At 50.2% G+C, this 16,520-nt stretch carries 23 protein-coding genes; 12 read left to right on the top strand and 11 right to left on the bottom strand.

The annotated features are described in order from the left end of the window. Positions 1 to 122 precede the first annotated feature (122 nt). From ACGHP5_RS10895 to ACGHP5_RS10860, 8 genes are all read left to right on the top strand, one after another. Positions 123 to 1,247, top strand: coding sequence for a tyrosine-type recombinase/integrase (locus tag ACGHP5_RS10895; protein ID WP_390566757.1), 1,125 nt, complete (start codon positions 123 to 125; stop codon positions 1,245 to 1,247). A 57-nt stretch (positions 1,248 to 1,304) separates the two neighbouring features. Then, complete coding sequence (locus ACGHP5_RS10890) at positions 1,305 to 1,700, top strand: hypothetical protein (RefSeq protein WP_390566755.1); 396 nt, start codon at positions 1,305 to 1,307, stop codon at positions 1,698 to 1,700. A gap of 107 nt (positions 1,701 to 1,807) precedes the next feature. Then, positions 1,808 to 2,017 carry a helix-turn-helix domain-containing protein gene (locus ACGHP5_RS10885; RefSeq protein ID WP_278977373.1) on the top strand — a complete coding sequence of 70 codons (210 nt, stop codon included), beginning with the start codon at positions 1,808 to 1,810 and terminating at the stop codon, positions 2,015 to 2,017. A 287-nt stretch (positions 2,018 to 2,304) separates the two neighbouring features. Then, positions 2,305 to 2,478, top strand: a complete 174-nt coding sequence (locus tag ACGHP5_RS10880) for a hypothetical protein (RefSeq protein ID WP_390566753.1) — start codon at positions 2,305 to 2,307, stop codon at positions 2,476 to 2,478. A gap of 36 nt (positions 2,479 to 2,514) precedes the next feature. Further along, entirely contained in the window at positions 2,515 to 2,661 is a 147-nt protein-coding gene (gene mobC, locus ACGHP5_RS10875) for a plasmid mobilization relaxosome protein MobC (protein ID WP_390566751.1), read from the top strand. Beyond that, positions 2,651 to 3,739: a relaxase/mobilization nuclease domain-containing protein gene (locus ACGHP5_RS10870; RefSeq protein WP_390566749.1), complete on the top strand. Its 1,089-nt coding sequence runs from the start codon at positions 2,651 to 2,653 to the stop codon at positions 3,737 to 3,739. Before mobC ends, ACGHP5_RS10870 begins: the two co-directional genes overlap by 11 nt. Positions 3,740 to 3,744: 5 nt before the next feature. Next, entirely contained in the window at positions 3,745 to 4,257 is a 513-nt protein-coding gene (locus tag ACGHP5_RS10865; RefSeq protein ID WP_390566748.1) for a hypothetical protein, read from the top strand. Between the two features lie 48 nt (positions 4,258 to 4,305). Beyond that, entirely contained in the window at positions 4,306 to 4,551 is a 246-nt protein-coding gene (locus ACGHP5_RS10860) for a hypothetical protein (RefSeq protein WP_390566746.1), read from the top strand. 72 nt (positions 4,552 to 4,623) lie between these two features. On the opposite strand, the gene ACGHP5_RS10855 is transcribed toward ACGHP5_RS10860, so the two are convergent. Further along, positions 4,624 to 5,601 carry a nucleotidyltransferase domain-containing protein gene (locus tag ACGHP5_RS10855; RefSeq protein WP_390566744.1) on the bottom strand — a complete coding sequence of 326 codons (978 nt, stop codon included), beginning with the start codon at positions 5,599 to 5,601 and terminating at the stop codon, positions 4,624 to 4,626. 872 nt (positions 5,602 to 6,473) lie between these two features. Here ACGHP5_RS10855 and ACGHP5_RS10850 point away from each other — a divergent pair. Both ACGHP5_RS10850 and ACGHP5_RS10845 read left to right on the top strand, forming a co-directional pair. Beyond that, entirely contained in the window at positions 6,474 to 7,766 is a 1,293-nt protein-coding gene (locus ACGHP5_RS10850; RefSeq protein WP_390566742.1) for a tyrosine-type recombinase/integrase, read from the top strand. 63 nt (positions 7,767 to 7,829) lie between these two features. Next, entirely contained in the window at positions 7,830 to 8,003 is a 174-nt protein-coding gene (locus ACGHP5_RS10845) for a histone H1 (protein WP_390566740.1), read from the top strand. A 51-nt stretch (positions 8,004 to 8,054) separates the two neighbouring features. Here ACGHP5_RS10845 and ACGHP5_RS10840 read toward each other — a convergent pair whose 3' ends face one another. The 8 genes from ACGHP5_RS10840 to ACGHP5_RS10805 all read right to left on the bottom strand — a co-directional run bounded on the left by ACGHP5_RS10840 (position 8,055) and on the right by ACGHP5_RS10805 (position 13,916). Next, the gene (locus ACGHP5_RS10840; protein ID WP_390566738.1) at positions 8,055 to 8,699 is read right to left on the bottom strand and encodes a hypothetical protein; all 645 of its coding nucleotides are present in this window, start codon (positions 8,697 to 8,699) and stop codon (positions 8,055 to 8,057) included. Positions 8,700 to 8,704: 5 nt separating this feature from the next. Continuing rightward, positions 8,705 to 9,037 (bottom strand): HU family DNA-binding protein, encoded by a 333-nt coding sequence (locus tag ACGHP5_RS10835; RefSeq protein WP_390568425.1) that lies wholly within the window; start codon positions 9,035 to 9,037, stop codon positions 8,705 to 8,707. 128 nt (positions 9,038 to 9,165) lie between these two features. Further along, entirely contained in the window at positions 9,166 to 9,942 is a 777-nt protein-coding gene (locus ACGHP5_RS10830) for a glucose 1-dehydrogenase (protein ID WP_390566736.1), read from the bottom strand. A 56-nt stretch (positions 9,943 to 9,998) separates the two neighbouring features. Beyond that, positions 9,999 to 10,493, bottom strand: a complete 495-nt coding sequence (locus tag ACGHP5_RS10825; protein WP_390566734.1) for a hypothetical protein — start codon at positions 10,491 to 10,493, stop codon at positions 9,999 to 10,001. A 90-nt stretch (positions 10,494 to 10,583) separates the two neighbouring features. Continuing rightward, positions 10,584 to 11,603, bottom strand: coding sequence for a hypothetical protein (locus tag ACGHP5_RS10820; RefSeq protein ID WP_390566732.1), 1,020 nt, complete (start codon positions 11,601 to 11,603; stop codon positions 10,584 to 10,586). A gap of 17 nt (positions 11,604 to 11,620) precedes the next feature. Further along, a complete protein-coding gene (locus ACGHP5_RS10815; RefSeq protein ID WP_390568423.1) occupies positions 11,621 to 13,018 on the bottom strand; it encodes a phage terminase large subunit in 1,398 nt (465 codons plus the stop codon). 200 nt (positions 13,019 to 13,218) lie between these two features. Continuing rightward, on the bottom strand, positions 13,219 to 13,482 hold the full coding sequence (locus ACGHP5_RS10810) for a hypothetical protein (RefSeq protein WP_390566730.1): 264 nt from the start codon (positions 13,480 to 13,482) through the stop codon (positions 13,219 to 13,221). After that, positions 13,482 to 13,916: a DUF5675 family protein gene (locus ACGHP5_RS10805; RefSeq protein WP_390566728.1), complete on the bottom strand. Its 435-nt coding sequence runs from the start codon at positions 13,914 to 13,916 to the stop codon at positions 13,482 to 13,484. The genes ACGHP5_RS10810 and ACGHP5_RS10805 overlap by 1 nt, the downstream gene beginning before the upstream one ends. Before the next feature lie 94 nt (positions 13,917 to 14,010). Here ACGHP5_RS10805 and ACGHP5_RS10800 point away from each other — a divergent pair, with 94 nt between their 5' ends. Together ACGHP5_RS10800 and ACGHP5_RS10795 are read left to right on the top strand one after the other, a co-directional pair. Continuing rightward, positions 14,011 to 14,538, top strand: coding sequence for a hypothetical protein (locus ACGHP5_RS10800; RefSeq protein ID WP_390566726.1), 528 nt, complete (start codon positions 14,011 to 14,013; stop codon positions 14,536 to 14,538). Between the two features lie 300 nt (positions 14,539 to 14,838). Beyond that, a complete protein-coding gene (locus ACGHP5_RS10795) occupies positions 14,839 to 15,705 on the top strand; it encodes an Abi family protein (protein ID WP_390566724.1) in 867 nt (288 codons plus the stop codon). On the opposite strand, the gene ACGHP5_RS10790 is transcribed toward ACGHP5_RS10795, so the two are convergent. Then, positions 15,706 to 16,317, bottom strand: coding sequence for a DUF6549 family protein (locus ACGHP5_RS10790; protein ID WP_390566722.1), 612 nt, complete (start codon positions 16,315 to 16,317; stop codon positions 15,706 to 15,708). It abuts the gene before it with no gap. Continuing rightward, positions 16,301 to 16,519, bottom strand: a complete 219-nt coding sequence (locus ACGHP5_RS10785; protein ID WP_390566719.1) for a hypothetical protein — start codon at positions 16,517 to 16,519, stop codon at positions 16,301 to 16,303. The genes ACGHP5_RS10790 and ACGHP5_RS10785 overlap by 17 nt, the downstream gene beginning before the upstream one ends. Position 16,520 lies beyond the last annotated feature (1 nt).

Here is a 16,520-nt window from a genome sequence, read left to right as displayed (position 1 = left end):
AATTGACTTAATAGAGGTTGTTTTACTATTTTGGTGTAAATTTTTACAACATAATTACACTGAATAATTTGTTTTGGTGTAAATAAAGTGTAAATTCGCAGTACCTATTAAACTACTGCGTTATGGAAATCAAGATCAGGAAACGCGCATCCGCGACCACGGGCAAAACAAGTCTGTCATTAGAGTATTATCTCGGCTATACCAAAGACGAGAACGGGAAGATCAAGCACAAGCGCAAATTCGAGACGCTCGAATATTTCCTATACACCCACCCCAAGACTGCCGTAGAAAAGGATCACAACAAGACCAATCTACAAATGGCCGAGGCCGTCAAAGCAAAGCGGCTGCTTGCGTTTCAGAATAAGCAGTACGGCTTTACGGTCGATTTCAAAATCCGCACGAACCTCGTCGAATACATCCGCGGGCTGATCGAACAGCGTAAAGAATCGCCCGGAAACTGGGGAAACTGGGACAGCGCCCTAAAACACCTGATCGCCTATGCCGGAGAGGACACGACCTTTGAAACGGTCGATAAGGAGTTCGTAACCGGATTCAAAAACTATCTGGAGAAAAAGGCACGGACAAAAAGCAACACCCGATTGTCAGCGAACAGCCAAAACAGCTACTTCCTCAAACTAAAGGCAACCCTTAACCAAGCCGTCGAGGACGGTATTATTCCCAACAGCCCCGCTACCCATGTTAAAACGGCCAAAGCCGAGGACGTACACCGGGAATACCTCACAATAGAGGAACTGCAACGGTTAGTCAAAACCGACTGCAAATTCCCGATTATGAAACAAGCGTTTCTGTTCTCCTGCCTGACGGGGTTACGTTGGAGCGATATTCAGAAACTCACATGGAGTGAGGTACAGCAGCTCGACGGCATGACGCGCGTCGTGTTCCGGCAGAAGAAAACCAAAGGCTTTGAATACCTCGATATTTCGGATCAGGCGGTCAAATATCTCGGAGAACGGGGCAAGCCCGACGAGCGGGTTTTTATCGGTCTGAAATATTCTGCATGGCACAACATGGCTTTACAGCGTTGGTGCATGGATGCGGGGATTAACAAGACAATCACGTTCCATTGCGGACGGCACACGTTCGCCGTCCTGCAACTTTCGCTTGGCACAGAGATTTACACCGTGTCCAAGCTGTTAGGACATAAAGAACTCAAAACAACCGAGGTCTATGCGCGGATTCTCGACGAGAAGAAACGCGAGGCTGTCAATAAAATCCCGGAACTATAATTTACTGTGGCCGGAGTTGGCAATATAATGCTATCTTTGTAGAAACACCGGGACAAAATGGCAGCAGGATTTAACAGTCGGTTTACCCCCAAGCAGCTAAAGGCATTGGCCGAGTTGTTCAACGATCAGCGCGTCTTTCAGCCGGAGGTGGATGCCGACACGCTCGCCGCCCTGTTCGCATGCAGGCTTAAAGCCCCGTTGGTCGTCCGGAACGCCCGCACTCTCTGCTACATTTTCAACTCCATGAGCAAGGAGTTATTGGTAACCCCGATCTGGCAGGCAGTAGCGGAGCAGACCAAGTGTTTCATATCGCTCAAGGGCAAGCCCATCTGCCGCAACACGCTCTCAAGTGCGAATTATTGCGCCGCCAATTCGGATATAATCGACGGCTGGACTATCGAGGAATATATTCGAAGAGTAAAATATCTACTAATAAACAAGTCAACATACTGAGAAAACGCAAAAGAGTGAGCAAGAGTGAGCACATGAGAACAATCCGCCTCGATCACCCTTATATTTGCCGCTGATAATTTATTCCTTGTCTAACTAAAACACTATCTATGGAAAATGAAATCAGTATGGAGCAGCGGCTGAACCGCATCGAGCAGCTGCTCGCAGGGCAGAAGAATGTCCTTACTTTCGATGAGGCTTGCACTTACACCGGGATTTCCCGGACGTACATGTACAAGCTGACCTGCGGGAGCCGTATCCCGCATTACAAACCCAACGGCAAAAACATCTATTTCGACCGGGCGGAGTTGGAGCGCTGACTGCTCCAGAACCGAATCAAGCCTGCCGCAGAGATCGAGCAGGACGCAGCCAATTACGTAGTAAATTCCAAGACCTAAAGACGGGATCAGCAACTATCGCCGACCTCGCCCTACGAGATTATGCGGATCTCTGCGGGCGAAGGTCGGCGAATCTTTCCAACGGCCCACGCTCCCCATCAGGCAACAATAAAGTAGGGTGGCAAGTTTGTGTTTTCGTAAACGAAAACGGGGCTTGCTCTCGCTGGTCGGCGCGTCATCCCGTTGGTCTAATCATTAAAACAGAATCTATGAAACGTGAGTTTAGCAAGGGCGGCCGCCCCTCATTGAAACCTGCGGCCAGACAAGGTTACATCGTCAGCGCAAGGCTCGACAGCGAACACTATTTCCAACTAAAGAAGTTAGCCCGCACATCGGGCTGCCGTCCGTCCGAGATCATTCGGCAGCTGATCGGACGCGGGTGAGTGCGTGAACGGATGCGGCGCGAGCATCTGGATTTCATGGCGCAACTCAAAGGCATTGCCCGCAACTTGAATCAGCTCACCCGGACAGCTCATATCGGCGGGTTTGCGGCAGCCGTTGCGTCCCATGCGGGGATCATTACCGAAATCGAGAACTTTCTAAAACAGTTGCGCCATGATCGGTAAGATTATTGCCGGATCGTCCTTTGGTGCGACGGTCGGCTATGTGATAAAAGAGAAGTCGCGGATATTGGAATTTGACGGTATCGAGCCGCCGGGCGTGGCGGATATGGTGCGGGATTTCAAAGACCAAACGCTATTGAATCCCCGGATCAAAAACGCAGTCGGGCATATATCGCTCTCATTCTCGGCAAAGGATGCCGACAAACTGACCGACCCGGTTATGACACAGATCGCGCGGGAGTATATGGAGTGTATGGGGATTCGGGACACGCAGTTTCTAATCGTCCGGCACACCGACCAAGCGCATCCGCATTGCCATATCGTCTACAACCGGGTTGGAAACAACGGACAGACCATTTCGGATAAGAATATCAAAATCCGGAACGGCAAGGTTTGCAAGGAGCTTACAGCCAAGTATGGTTTATACTATCCGAAAGGCAAAGAGCAGGTGCGGCGCGAACGGCTGCGGGAGTCGGACAAGACCAAGTACGCCATTTACGATGCAATCCGGGGGTGTCTGTCCGGTTGTAAGTCGTGGGATGATCTGGAAAAGCGGTTGCAGGAGCAAGGCATTACGACCGCTTTCAAGTTTTGCGGGAATACCGACCGCAGGCAGGGCGTATTGTTTGGTATGAACGGCTACACCTTTTCCGGCTCGAAGATCGACCGGGCTTTCAGCTTTTCCAAGTTAGACTGTCATTTCTCGCAGGCGCAGCGGATCGTTACTCCCGTCGCACGGCCCCGTTATTCAGCGCAGGCGGTCGGGAATTTATCGGCAGCGGTTAGCCATTACCGTTCGGCGTTCATCGGGTTGTTCGGCAGTCGCGGTAATTCGGGCGAATCCGTCGATTTGGGCGGCTTCGGTGTGGCGGGCGGTATGACTTTACCGCCGGGCGGGTGTTGCGGCTCAATCGCCCCGGAACAGATGCAGTGGCGAATCGGGGAATCCCACAAGGAACACATAGCCCGCGTTACGGCACTAATCCGGCAGGCGACCGAAGCAATGCTGGTCGAGCAGATGGAGCGCAGCCGAAAATTACGCACAATTAAAACCAACAAACCAAAATTCAGAATACACTAACCGATATGGATAACACACAAAACAACATCCTTACATTAGATATGTACGAGGATTTGAAAGAAGAAATTATCAAAGCTCTGAAATCCGAGGTGTCAAAATCACAAGACGGGGATAATGCGTCATTGACACAGAAGATCGAAGAAATAGCGAAAACATCAGTTCACACCGCCGAGCAAGTTGCGAACCTAACTAATCGCATCGGGCAGATCGAGTTTCAACCCGTGATCGCCGTACAGCCACCCGACATGACCGATATAAACAGGGCTTTCGGAAAAATCAATATCAGTACGGCCATACTTGCCGAAGCGATGAAACTGATTAACGCCGAAATGAAGACTGCATTAAGCGATGAGAAGATCAAAAAGGCAGTACAACTGTTCGTAAGCCGGGAAACGGAGAAATACAAGGAGATGTTGGACGGTCACTGGACGCATATAGATAACACGTTAGATCATCTGTTGCAACGTATTCCCTACAATTACGACATTAACAAACGGCTGGTAAAGGCGTGTATATGACTAGCTCTGACTGTCGGACTATCTGTTGTGGGAAATATTTGGCAGACCGTGAACAATCGCCAGTACCGGGAGAATGATTGGAAATACCGATATATGCAAGCTGCCTGGCACGGAGAAGTCCCGCTATTGAATAGCCTCGACCGGGTATTTGAGCAAGGCGAGAGCGAGAATATCGGCATTATAAAGCAAGAGGTCAGGCAGTATGAAAAGGAGATTAAGGAACGCGGCGCGGCAATCGTAAACCAAGAGCGGACGAAGGCCGAAAAAGAGAAGACAAAGACAAAGAAAAAGTAGGATAACAGAAAAGGGACTTACGGGATTGTCAGCAATCCCGCAAGTCTCCTTTTCGTTCAGATGATCGACCGCTTACGACCGTTCGCTCAATTCTTTATAAAGTTCCAGCCGCAGGCCGCACAGGTTTTCGATAATCCCGCCTGCTTTGCGCACGCGCTCCATATGTATCTCCAACTCTTGCGGCGCGATGTCGAACCGGATGCCATAGGGAGACTTTTGCAGGAAACTCTTCAGACGCGGCAGCGTGAAGATGTTTTCGATATGGGTGTCGTCGAATGCAAGCATCAGTTTTGTCGAGAGCGTCCGCATCCGGTCGTGCATCAACACCGGATCATGTAGGTCGAACTCCTGCCCGTGATAGACGTAATAAAGCGTATGGTAGAAATAGACCATCGCCTGCGCCGAGAACTGTGCGGCCAGACGCATATTGCAGCTCTCACTGAAAGCGTCCTGTGCCTGTTCCAGCAGTTCATTGCCCTGCGTGCGGAACGTGTCGAAATAAAATTTGGCGTCCGCATACGCCCTGGCGAAGTCGATCGGATGTTTCGGACGCTGGAAATGATAGCTGTCGCTGCAATACAGCAATTCGCCCTCGGCATGGGCGAAGAAGAGGAACGGCGTCGAGTTCGATTCGACATAGCGCAACGTCATGATGTAAAGATTGATGTAGGTAATCTTCCGGCAGCTGTAGGGCACTTTGTAACGCAGGATGCGTTTGGTCTGAATCCAATCGTATTCCGGAGTTTCACGAACGACCATCAGCAGATCATAAGCCGTTGCGTCGCTATGCGGCGTGCCGCCGACCAATTTACCGAAAAGCAGGATATATTCGGGATCGAAATAGCCGTCCGTCAGGCAGTGGACGATCCGGGCGGCTTCGGCGGGGTCGTAGAGCATTTTCGTAGGTTGTTCCGGCTGCGCTTCTGGTTCTGGGACGAGCTGCCCGGTCGGCTGTTCCGCAGAGGGTACGGATCGTTGTTCGGCGTGGGTGTTTTCGGGGGTTATGGATTGTGTAGGCTGTTCCTGCACGGGGTTTTGATTCGTTTCCATGTTGTTAAGTATTACAGATTTGACAATAGTATGGCTGTCCTTATCGTGCGCAGGGCACAACAAAGAGAATAGCAAGTTGATTAGCAATTATTTGCTAATCCGGCGGGTGAAAATGGAAACGAATAAAGAGATTGCACGGCGGGAACCGCCTGCGGCTGGCCTTGCGGCATGTCCGTACCAAGGTACGAACCTTGTGTAGTGTTCGCATATAAAAACAAAAAATGTGCAGCTGCGAACACTACACAATCCCCCTTTTACAGGTTACTGCAAGGTGCCGTTCACGGGATTGCTCCCCAACGGCTCTGCACACATTTTTAGCGGTATACTTACAGTATACCCCATAAAAGGTCAATCAATTATGTAGTATTCGCGAGAGCAAAGATAGCAAAATAAAATACCAATCACTTATAAACCAACAATTATTATAATAAGGAAATAACATTTTGTCTAGAAAAGATAGAAACTGAAAACCAATACATGATGCTATATTGCATTTTTCTCTTTCAAAATCTCAACATAACCATGCTAATACTATTTTTTATTTGTTATATTTGTATAGCTACAAGTCTACTAATAATGAGACGGGATATAAATATATATACGATAGCCGTTTAGGAAAGTTGATATACAGAGGTTCGATAAATTAGTGATAATCAGTATAGATACGCAAAACCTTGAAATACCGTGAGAATATTAAGTGGTATTAAGTAGTATTAAGACCACTTGATTGGCTGTCACATTTTTACAAGGATTTGCACATCGAAAAATCTTCACTATTTCGTGCCCTACGCATTGACGCACAATCTATTCTTATGTAACCTTGGTTGTAGGTTTCAATCAAGGATTACTAATAATCTAACAAACAGTGCGTTATGTTTACCATCACACTCAAAGGCGCTCCGGATAAGAACCGTCCGGACTTCGCCAAAATTACCATGATCATCTATCGTCCGGGCTTCAACCGGGTCCCCAAGGTTTTACCAGTCACCGGCCCTTATAAGAACTGGGACCAGAGCCAGCAGCGATTCAAACCTCGTACAGAAAATGCGACAGCGAACAATGCGCTGCTATCGTCCACCGTCAATAAGTACAGTCAGGTCGCCAATACATGGGATGAGCAGAAGGTCGTATGGACGCCCAAGGAGCTTTCGCACTATTACGACAAGCCCCGGGAGCTTATGCTTCGGGAAACGGTCGTCCCTACCGTCGAGCAGGTTTACCGGAAGTGGATTCAGGAAATTCGTGAGACGAAGAAGATGAAGAACGGACACGAAGTTCCTTGCGAATCTTATGCCCATACCAACGAACGTATCCTCGAATTTCTCTCCCGCTTCGTCAAAGAAAAATACGGCCGCTCGTTCTCGAATTTACAGTTTACGGACATCACCGAGCAGTTCATGAAGGACTATGTCTTTTTCATCGAATCTGAAGGGGCCAAGACGAAGTCGCGTGGTGGATTGAGGGGCAAGCTCCACTCGCTCTATCAGGTGGTCAAGAAAGCCTCGAAAAAGAATGTTCCGGGCGCCGATCTGGATGTGTTCATCTGTACGAACGAGAAGTTCCGTGAGGTGGAAACGACACCGAGTACGATTTCCATGGGGCTGCTACGAGCTATGGAGTCGATGGACCGCAGTCTTCTCTCGAAGGCCGAAAGCTATCACCTCGATCTGTTCCTCTTCTGCTTCTACTGCGGTGGCATGGCGCCGATCGATGCGGCCTATCTCACATGGCCCTGCATCGACTTGAAGAAACGGAAAATTACCTACGAACGTATCAAAACACCCAAAAAAGCGCGCCCTCCTTTCGTGCCGCGTGCGGAGGCTATCGCGCAGAAATACCGAAGTGAGTGCTACTCGGATTTCGTGCTGCCGATTTTCTCGGCCAAACACGACACGCATCCCAAGAAAAAGACACGCATGAGCCATGTCTGCGGCCTGGTGAATGCCACGCTGCGCCGTATCGTGGGCCTGCTCGGTTATGATGAGGAGATTACCTGGTATTCGGCACGCGGTACTTATATCACTATGATGGTCGATAAAAAGTACCCTCCGGGCGTGGTGGCCGAGCACTCCGGCAACAGCGTAATCACGATCTACAAGTTCTACTGGAAGAACCAGAACGAAGGCGACATTATCGCGGAACTCTGCGAAGAATTCGGCAATTAAACAAATTTTACTAAATTTGCATCATCCTTCAGGTTTTTTGTAAAACTAAAAAGCACTATAAAAATGGAAAAGTTAATTACGGATATCGAAGGGCTGATGGAGGCGTTCAAGGTTGACGCACGGTCGCAGCTCGAAAAAAACAACAAAGCAGCCGGCACGAGAGCCCGTAAATCGAGTCTCGCGCTTGAGAAGCTGCTCAAAGAGTTCCGCAAGGTCTCATTGGCGGCTACAAAATAAGCATTGAGATACAATAAAAAAGGCGTGATGTTATTCACGCCTTTTTTTTATTTACTCTTCCGAAGAGGGGTTGTCGTCCGCAGGTTTTCGCTTGCAAAGCGCATCATATTGCTGGGCGGTCAGCTTGAAGTCGGTAATGTCGAAGTCGAGCCTCTTCCACAAATACCGGAACGATAATCCCGTTTCGTACGACTGACGCTTGGTCTTACACAGCTTGTCGATTGCCTCCGGCCGCAGATTGAGCAACCTCGCCGTATCCTTCAGCGAGGGGATGATACCTTTGAGCTGCATTTCCTCATCGAATACCAGCACCTGCCGAACCTTCGGGCCACGCTTTTGTTTACGCCAATCGGGATCGATGACTTTTACCGGCTTCTCTTTGGGTTTCCGCCCTCTTCGTTTGGGCTCTGGGTTCGGCAGCAACCTTTTGGCCGTCGTACCCAATATCTGCTTCGGAGCCGATCCGGCCAACCAATAAACCTGTTCCCCCGACACGCGGAAAAGAATGCTCCGCCGGCCTGCAAGGTCTTCCGGCTTGAAGTGAAACCAACTCCGAATATCGTTTTTGGAGTCGATCACTATCTCGACGATCAATTCGTCATCCGGCTGCAATTTTTCCAGTCTGATCCGGTGCGGTTTAGGTTCTCCCGAACTCCTGCGTTTGCGTAGGACGATATGCTCTTCGAGTATGGCCATCGAAATCAGTAATTCTTGATACTATCAGCAAACTCCTTACAAGGTTTATAGGCAGGCACTTCGTGCTCCGGAATTTCTATCGTTATGCCTTTGCTGATGTTGCGGGCTTTCTTGGGCGCTTTTCTCTTGCGGAAGAATGTGCCGAAACCTCGCAGCTGGATCGACATCCCCTCCTGAATGGACTCTTTGATGAGCTGAAGGAAAGTCTCGACGATGATCTTGATGTCGGCCTTGCTCACACCGGTACGTTTGGCGATCTCGGCGACCATATCGGCCCTGGTCATGTTCGGTTGTTTCTGTGTCATTGTTGCAAATGCTTGATGTGTTTCGACAAAAATAATAAAGATTTGACACTTAAATCATTAGAACTAAAATTAAATCGGTTACAATTAAAATAGGCCAATAGCATATCAGCCTATATCAAGCAATTACTGAACGATTTAATTATAGTTTTGTGTGCAGTACGTCAATCGAGCGTCTGCACGCCGCCGCCGTTGACGAAGAGCACCTGCCCGCTCACCCATTCGGAGACCGGAGCGGCGAAGTAGAGCACGGCGCCCGCGATGTCGGAGGGCTCGCCGAGCCGGTGAATCGGCGTATGGGCCAGCATCCGGCTCTCGATCTCGGGCGTCAGCACCGTCGAGAGCGCACGGGTACGCGTGGCTCCCGGACCGACACAGTTGATGCGCACGTTCATGGGGCCGAAGTCGAATGCCAGGTTGGCCGTCATATGGTTGAGCGCCGCTTTCGAGGAGGCGTAGGCACTCATGTTCGGGCTCTTGTTGATGCTGGCCATCGAGGTGATGTTGATGATGCTGCCGTAACCCGATTTGGCCATGTGAGGCACCACGAGTTTGCAGAGTTTCCATGCACTGAAGATGTTCAAGCGGAAGATGGCCTCGAACTCCTCGGCACTGAGCTCGAACGGATTCTCGTGACCGCCCCGGCCTCCGCCGGCATTGTTCACGAGAATATGGATCGCTCCGAACTCCTCGACGGTGCGCTCGACCAGATGTTCCAGCGCCCGGTCGTCGAGCACATCGCATGCGATAGCCAGAGCCTTGCCGCCCTTGTCGCGGATGGCTTGTGCCACGGCCTCGCCGGTTTCGGGTGTGCGGTTGCTTACCACGACGGTGGCCCCTGCCTCTGCGAGCGTTTCGCAGCAGGCACGGCCGATGCCGTTGCCGCCGCCGGTAACGATGACTACCTTACCTGTAAGATCGAATAACGGTTGTATGGACATAAACTATTGTATGGTTAAATGATATCTAAAAAGGAAAGGTGTTCTTCGAATACCAGTTATTTCAATTTATCGCGCTCATGTAATAGCATAGACTCAATCTTATTTTTGATCAGGTATTCGTTCAGCGAAGCTCTATGATTCAGACACGAAGAGTCCGGGCAACATCCATGAATCATTCTGAGTGGCACTTCTCCATGCTTTATACAGAACATTTTGATGTTATAAGCAAACGGATCATTATTGTAAATCGTTCCAATTCCCACATCCCATGTGATCTTTATCCCATGTTCGGCATCTATATGAGAATTGAGTTTCTTCAAATAATTTTCTTGGCCTCCGCGATAGAATCTTTTAGTACCACGTACCACCAAAATAAGTACCGATACAAAAATAATGATTGATAATATGCTAACTTTGGGCTCAACTAACCATCTCCAATTATCTACTTCGACAAATTTACCCCAAGGAATTAAGTTAAATCCCTTCTGTAAAACAGGAACCAGCGCTCCCGATAATCCGACCGACACGATCCATTTGATACTTTTCTTCATGCAATTACAACTATTTGAATACAAAAATAATAATAAAACAAAGACCCGATAAAATTTATCGGGTCTTTCTGCATCATTATTGGCTGCATATCAGGTCAACCACGGATTCTTCCACGGGTCGTAGTCGGCCTGGAATGTCGCCAGTTGCCAGTCCATGACCTCTTTCTTGTCCTCGGCGATCTTGCGCGGTATCTGCGGATTGATGCGCAGCTTCGAGGCGTCGTAGAGCCACTTCATCGAATCCTCGTGGTCCTTGACCCGAGTGGCGCTGACGTTGTTCGGCGCGATGAGCTTGGTCAGCTCGTAGACCGCCAGCCGCACCATGTGCTTCTTGAGGTTGTAGTTGCGAGGATCGCGCACGAGGATATTGACTCCCACCTGCGGCTCGTCGGCATTGACGTCGATCTCGGGATACCACACCCGCCCGTCATAGACCACGTATTCGTGGTCCGAGAGTTCATAGGCGTTGTACTGCGGGTCGTACTCGGCGATCTCGCCCCAGTTGGGCGAGTCGGCCGGCGTGAGGTTCGTATCGAAGTCTTCGAGCGACGTCACGGCATAAAACGCCCCGCCGGACTCCGCCACATCCCACAGGGCATACTCGCGCGGCACCCACGGTTGCGGAACGTACTCGATCCATCCCGTAGCCATCGGCAGACGGATGTTGTCGAAGTCGTAGCCGTTCTCGGCCATGCACTGGTAGCAGATGCCGTTATACGCCACCTGATCGCCCGGACGATACGTTTTGAACTGGGAGTAGAACGGGACGTTTTCCACAAAGACGTTCGGGTCCGAGGACTCCTCCCAGTACACCACGGCCGCCGGGGCCTTGTAACCGCTGATCGAGCGGATCACTTCGTGGATCTGCCCCTCGAAATAGAAATGTGCTCCGACAGGGAACGAGATGCGGCGGTCGTAATCCGCAATATACTTTCCCTTGTAGAGTTCCCGCTCGATCTCGTAGTTCTCGCTCAGGTATTCGATGATGCTCATTTCGGCCGACTCTTCGGCCTGCACCATACGCCCCACATCGCCGCGCGTGATCTGGGCAAGCGCTTCGGGCGTGATGACGCTCAGATAGTCGTTGTCGTTCAAAAATCTCCGATACATGGTTTCCGGTAAATTCGTCAGTAACAAAATCCCTCGTGCAGCACGGCGGTCGAGAGCACTCCCACGTTGCTGTCCTCGCCATTCTTGAAGCGATACCAGTTGTCGCGCAGGTAGTAGCAAAGCAAATAGTCGAGGCAGTCCGAGAGGTGTCCGTACTTCTCGAACTTTACGCCCGTCTTGCTGTCCACGACCTTCTTCTTGGCCTTGGTGCCGTCGTCGTTACGCAGTTGGTAGAGCAGGTCCTCGGTGAGCTTGCGGCAGCGCATGTCGATCCGTATCTCCCAGCCATTGTAGCCCTCGAACACTTCGTTCACGAAGTCGCATCGCGTGACCTGCGGCGGTTGCTTTTTGAGCAGCTTCAATTTGGGACGCAGCACGCCGCCGCCCAGCGTGTCGAGAATCAGCGTGTAGTTGTTGATCCCTTCCTCGTTCGTCGTCGAGCGGTGCAGGCCCGAGGGGTCGCCCGTAACATCGACGCCCCCGACGTGCTTATCCCGGTAGAGCTTGCCCCGGAGCTTGCGGCTCAGGGCCGGCGTGTTGTTCTCCTTGGACTCCGGCTTGCCCAGTATCTCTTCGAGGATGTAGACCCGTTTCTTTTCGTAGTCGATCTGCGCGAGCAGCACGGACATCTGCGGGAAGATATTGAAGTCCCAGGTCGTAACGATGGGTTTCGAGGGGTCGTACACCTGCTCCTTGAGCCCCACTATCAGGTGGCGGGCGCCGTCGAACTTGTTGTAGATCGACATGGCATTCGACTCGATATAATCCCAGTTTCCGTAAAGCAGACGCTCCTTGGTCGCCTGGTCGCTGATCTTGTTCAGGGCTGCTTCGTAGGTCTGGCGGAAGGCGATGTCGGGATTATCGAAGACCGAGAACGGGACGTAGTATTCCCCTTCGCGCGGGACGACCTTGTTGCCGTCGTCGTCCTGCACGAAGCGGCCGCGAATCCAGTTGGTCGTGGGGTTCGTGGTCATCAGCAGCTTCGCAACGCCCAAGGTTTCGTGCACCTTCCAGCGGATACGGGAGAACAAAACTTCCAAAGCACGTTCTTCCAACTCGGAAACCTCATCGGCGCCCACCAAGGTAAACTCGCAGGAGCCGAAGCGCTCGAAATTCGGATCGCTGGGAATGGAGTTGGCCTCCAGCATCATGATGATCGAGCCGTTCCATAAGCGAAGAGTGCCGGAGAGGTTGTTGATTTGATAATGGACGTCTTCAACCAGCCCCCACTCCTTGCAGACCCTCAACAAAGTTCTCCACGTACTCTCTTTGAGGCTCTTCAAGGTCTTGCGCACGATAGCGGCACGTACATCCGCAAAGCGGATACATGTGCTCAGAATCCATACGGACATCACATAACTTTTTCCTCCCGGATTTTTCTGTTCGCTACCGGTCGCTAATCGGTAACCGCTTATCGCTGCTGCATATTTCTATGCAGGCCTGACTATATCTTCATCCTATGCTTGAGTAGGAGCCTCCCTTTTCCGGCCGCTCGGCCGTACTCCCTTACGGGATAGTCGATGAACCTTACGCGCTGAAGGCGTCTTGGCTGCTGATTGTCTGCGTCACCACACGGTCAGAGTTCCCAGCAATTAAAGAGGTTGTTTTCTATACGTTACCGTATAGGCTGGCAGAGGTTGAGTTTACCAGCGGCGCCGCCGCCCAGGATGAGCTGCGGGATATTCGAATTATGACAGTGGGAACAAATCGGTTTGTAGCGTGGATTTCCATAAGCGTCGACTCCCACGAGCTGCTGCTCGATTTTGCCGCCGCACAGATGACACTCCGGCTGCAGGAGTTTCCACAACTCGTATTGCTTGGGCGAAGGCTGGAAGTCGATATGCAGTCCTTCTGGCGGTATGAGCTTTCGTGTGGCCATCAGCGTATCTCGATAGTTACGGAGGCCGCTCCCTCGATTCTGGCGATAAGCGCATCCAGCGTTACGCGCGAATCGAGCACCTTGCCTTTGACCTTGTTCCTGCCTACGATCAGGCAGCCGGCCGAGTCGTCGGCCGTATTTCCGGAATGGATGAGAATGCCCAGGAAATGAGGCACATTGTGAAGATACGGCAACCGCCGCCCAAAACGCGGGCTGTGCTCCATCGTCAGCTTGTAGCACCCGGCAGGAATGGCCGTGCGGGCATAGACTTTCTTCCCGCAGCGGCAGACCGCGCCTTTGGGGGTATCGGGACACGAGGCCGGCAGCGGGCGCACCGGATCTTCGAGCGTATCGCAGAAATAGGTCCCGTCGATGTGGAGGCGACCGATGGTATAGTCCGGCCCCTTGAAAATGCGTGTGACTGTAATCTTCATCTTCAGTGGTGTTTACCGAAGAATAGGGCTCAAAAATGTAAAGTGATTAGATTTTTTCTTATATTAGAAGAATCGAATTTAATTTCTTATAGGCATGAGTGATTTTTTAGAAGGGGTACAATGGATTTTGTCTGCCGGTGGTGCAATCGGAGCTGTCTCTACTTATTTTTTGCACACGAAAGTTGACCGTCAAAAACATAAATTGGATAAGCTCAAAACAAAGTTTGATTACATGGTAAACAAACGTAATGAGGTAATTGTACGGTTAAATTCTCGTATAGCCGACATAAAAATATGGATGATTGACACACAGAATCTTGATGATGCAGATTTCATTGACATGCAGCAGTTCCGAGAGTTGGTGCGTCAATTTGAAGTAACACTCATACATGGACAATATTTGTTATCATCTCCGTTGCGCGACTCTGTAACAACCTTGCTTGACGCATTCAACAAGTGTATCAGGATATTTAACGAAGAGGAAGAAAAACTCGCATACGGACCTGTTGCCGCACCACCTAAAGATACATTTGCAATGGAGTTATTCAAATCTAACATCCAAGAATTACTTCAGACAGTAACGTGGCGTTTAGGAAAGGAAATTGCTGGAGACGAAGAATGACAATCTATTCGAGATATGGATTCAGCTATTGAGTGGCCGGTCGACTACTTTCTCTATCAATAGATCTTTCATCATCATCGGCTCTAAATACTGCTAATTCAGGAGCAATATTTGCAGCCTTTTTACCGTTAGCAGCATAACTCCGAGAATAATTATTAGTACCAGTAGTAGGAAGTTTGATTTTTATTCGTATATTTGCACCAGTAGAACCCGCCAAGCCTCTTAACAATGCTCAAATCGGCGGGTCGTTTTTTTATTACTATGCCCAAGAATCGATATACGAAACAGTGTACTCTGCCAGTGGATTTGGTTTCAGTACTTAAACGCCGGGGACTTATTATTGAGAATGAGGCACAGGCTGTTGATTATCTAACAAATATCGGTTATTTCAGATTAAGTGCATATTTCAGACCGTTATTGACAGAGCCGAAAAACAATCACATATTCAAACCGGACGCAACTTTCGAGAAAGCATTGAATATGTATCGTTTTGACCGTAAATTACGATTGCTTCTGTTCAATGAAATTGAAAAAATCGAAATAGCAATTCGTAGCACATTAGTTAATACGGTTAGTCATGAAACAGGGACAGTGTTTTGGATGACAGATAGTTATTACTTTTATAATCAACCGCATTTCGGACTATCATTGTCATTGATCCAAACGGAACTGGATCGCACAAAAGAAGATTTTATACTGCATTTCCGAGCTAAATATACTGATCCTTATCCACCGGCATGGATGATTGCCGAGATATTGCCATTAGGTGTCTTATGTAACATATATCGCAATTTAGCTAGCATGAGGCTTAAAAAGCAGATTGCAGGTTACTTTGGACTGACAGTTCCCGCTTTTGATTCCTGGATTCAAGTATTAGCCCAGTTGCGTAATTTATGTGGGCATCACAGTCGTGTATGGAATAGAGAAAGCGGTATTACTCCCGCCAATTTGGGAACACCTGTACATCCATGGATTGATGCCAATAAAACCGATTTCAAAAGGGTTTATTGTCGGATATGTATGGTGAAATATCTGCTGTTTACCGTTTCTCCCTACAATACATTTACGCAAAAAATAAAAAACTTGATAGCAGCATTTCCTACTGTTGATGCCGGTGCCATGGGATTTCCAGCAGATTGGGAGACAGAGCCGATTTGGAACGCCTGATTATTTCTTCCGTTCTATTTTGATGTACTCCGAGTATTTGACCTCGACGTAGGGGTTGTCGCTGCTTATGACCTGCCGGATGCCCTTGACCTTCCACCGCCACCATAGGAACTTGTGCTTGTACTCTACGGATATGGCCTGACGGAGCGTAACGGGCAGGCGGATGTCGGCCTTGAGTACGCTGTCCGCGATGACGCCCCGAAATTCGATATGGGGGTTTATCATCTCCACGGTCTTCACGGGTACGAATACCGTGTCGCGTACGATCACCGAATCCCGCACGGGCGCCGTAACCCGGGCCTGCACCTCCAACTGATGCCGCGCCGCCGCTTCGAGGTCCCTGATCCGGGTCCCGAGGCGGCGTATCTGTTCGGCGTCGCGTGCCCGGTACTCCTCGTACTCGGCCACCGTGAGGCGCAGTGCCCGCACGTCGAGGGCCATCGTCGTGGAGTCTATCTGGCGGCGCTGCACATCCGAGAGCAGCGTCTCGGTGTTGCTGCGGTAGCGGTCGCGTTCGCGTTCGAGCCTTGCGGCCCGTCGCCACAGCAGGCCCGTAGCGATGAGGAGCACTGCCAGGGCTGCAAGCAGCAGGCGGTTAATTGTCCTGCGCATCCTCTACGGCATCTTCGGGGATAAACCAGAGGTATTCGCCCTGGAAGGATTTGTCGAGCAGCACCATGTAGCCGATCAGCTTCTCGGCGGTGCTGAACACCTGTTCGGTGACCGTGCCGCACCGGCCGCACAGTCCTGCCAGGTGCAGGGTGCTTAGTTCGTCGGTGGGCACTATTCTTACTCTCGCTGTTGTCTTCTTCATC

The organism is Alistipes sp. i18-0019-D1 (genome assembly GCF_042852885.1).
GTDB lineage: Bacteria > Bacteroidota > Bacteroidia > Bacteroidales > Rikenellaceae > Alistipes.
The sequence above is the reverse complement of the archived record's forward strand: the minus strand, read 5'-3'. Positions and strand labels throughout refer to the sequence as shown.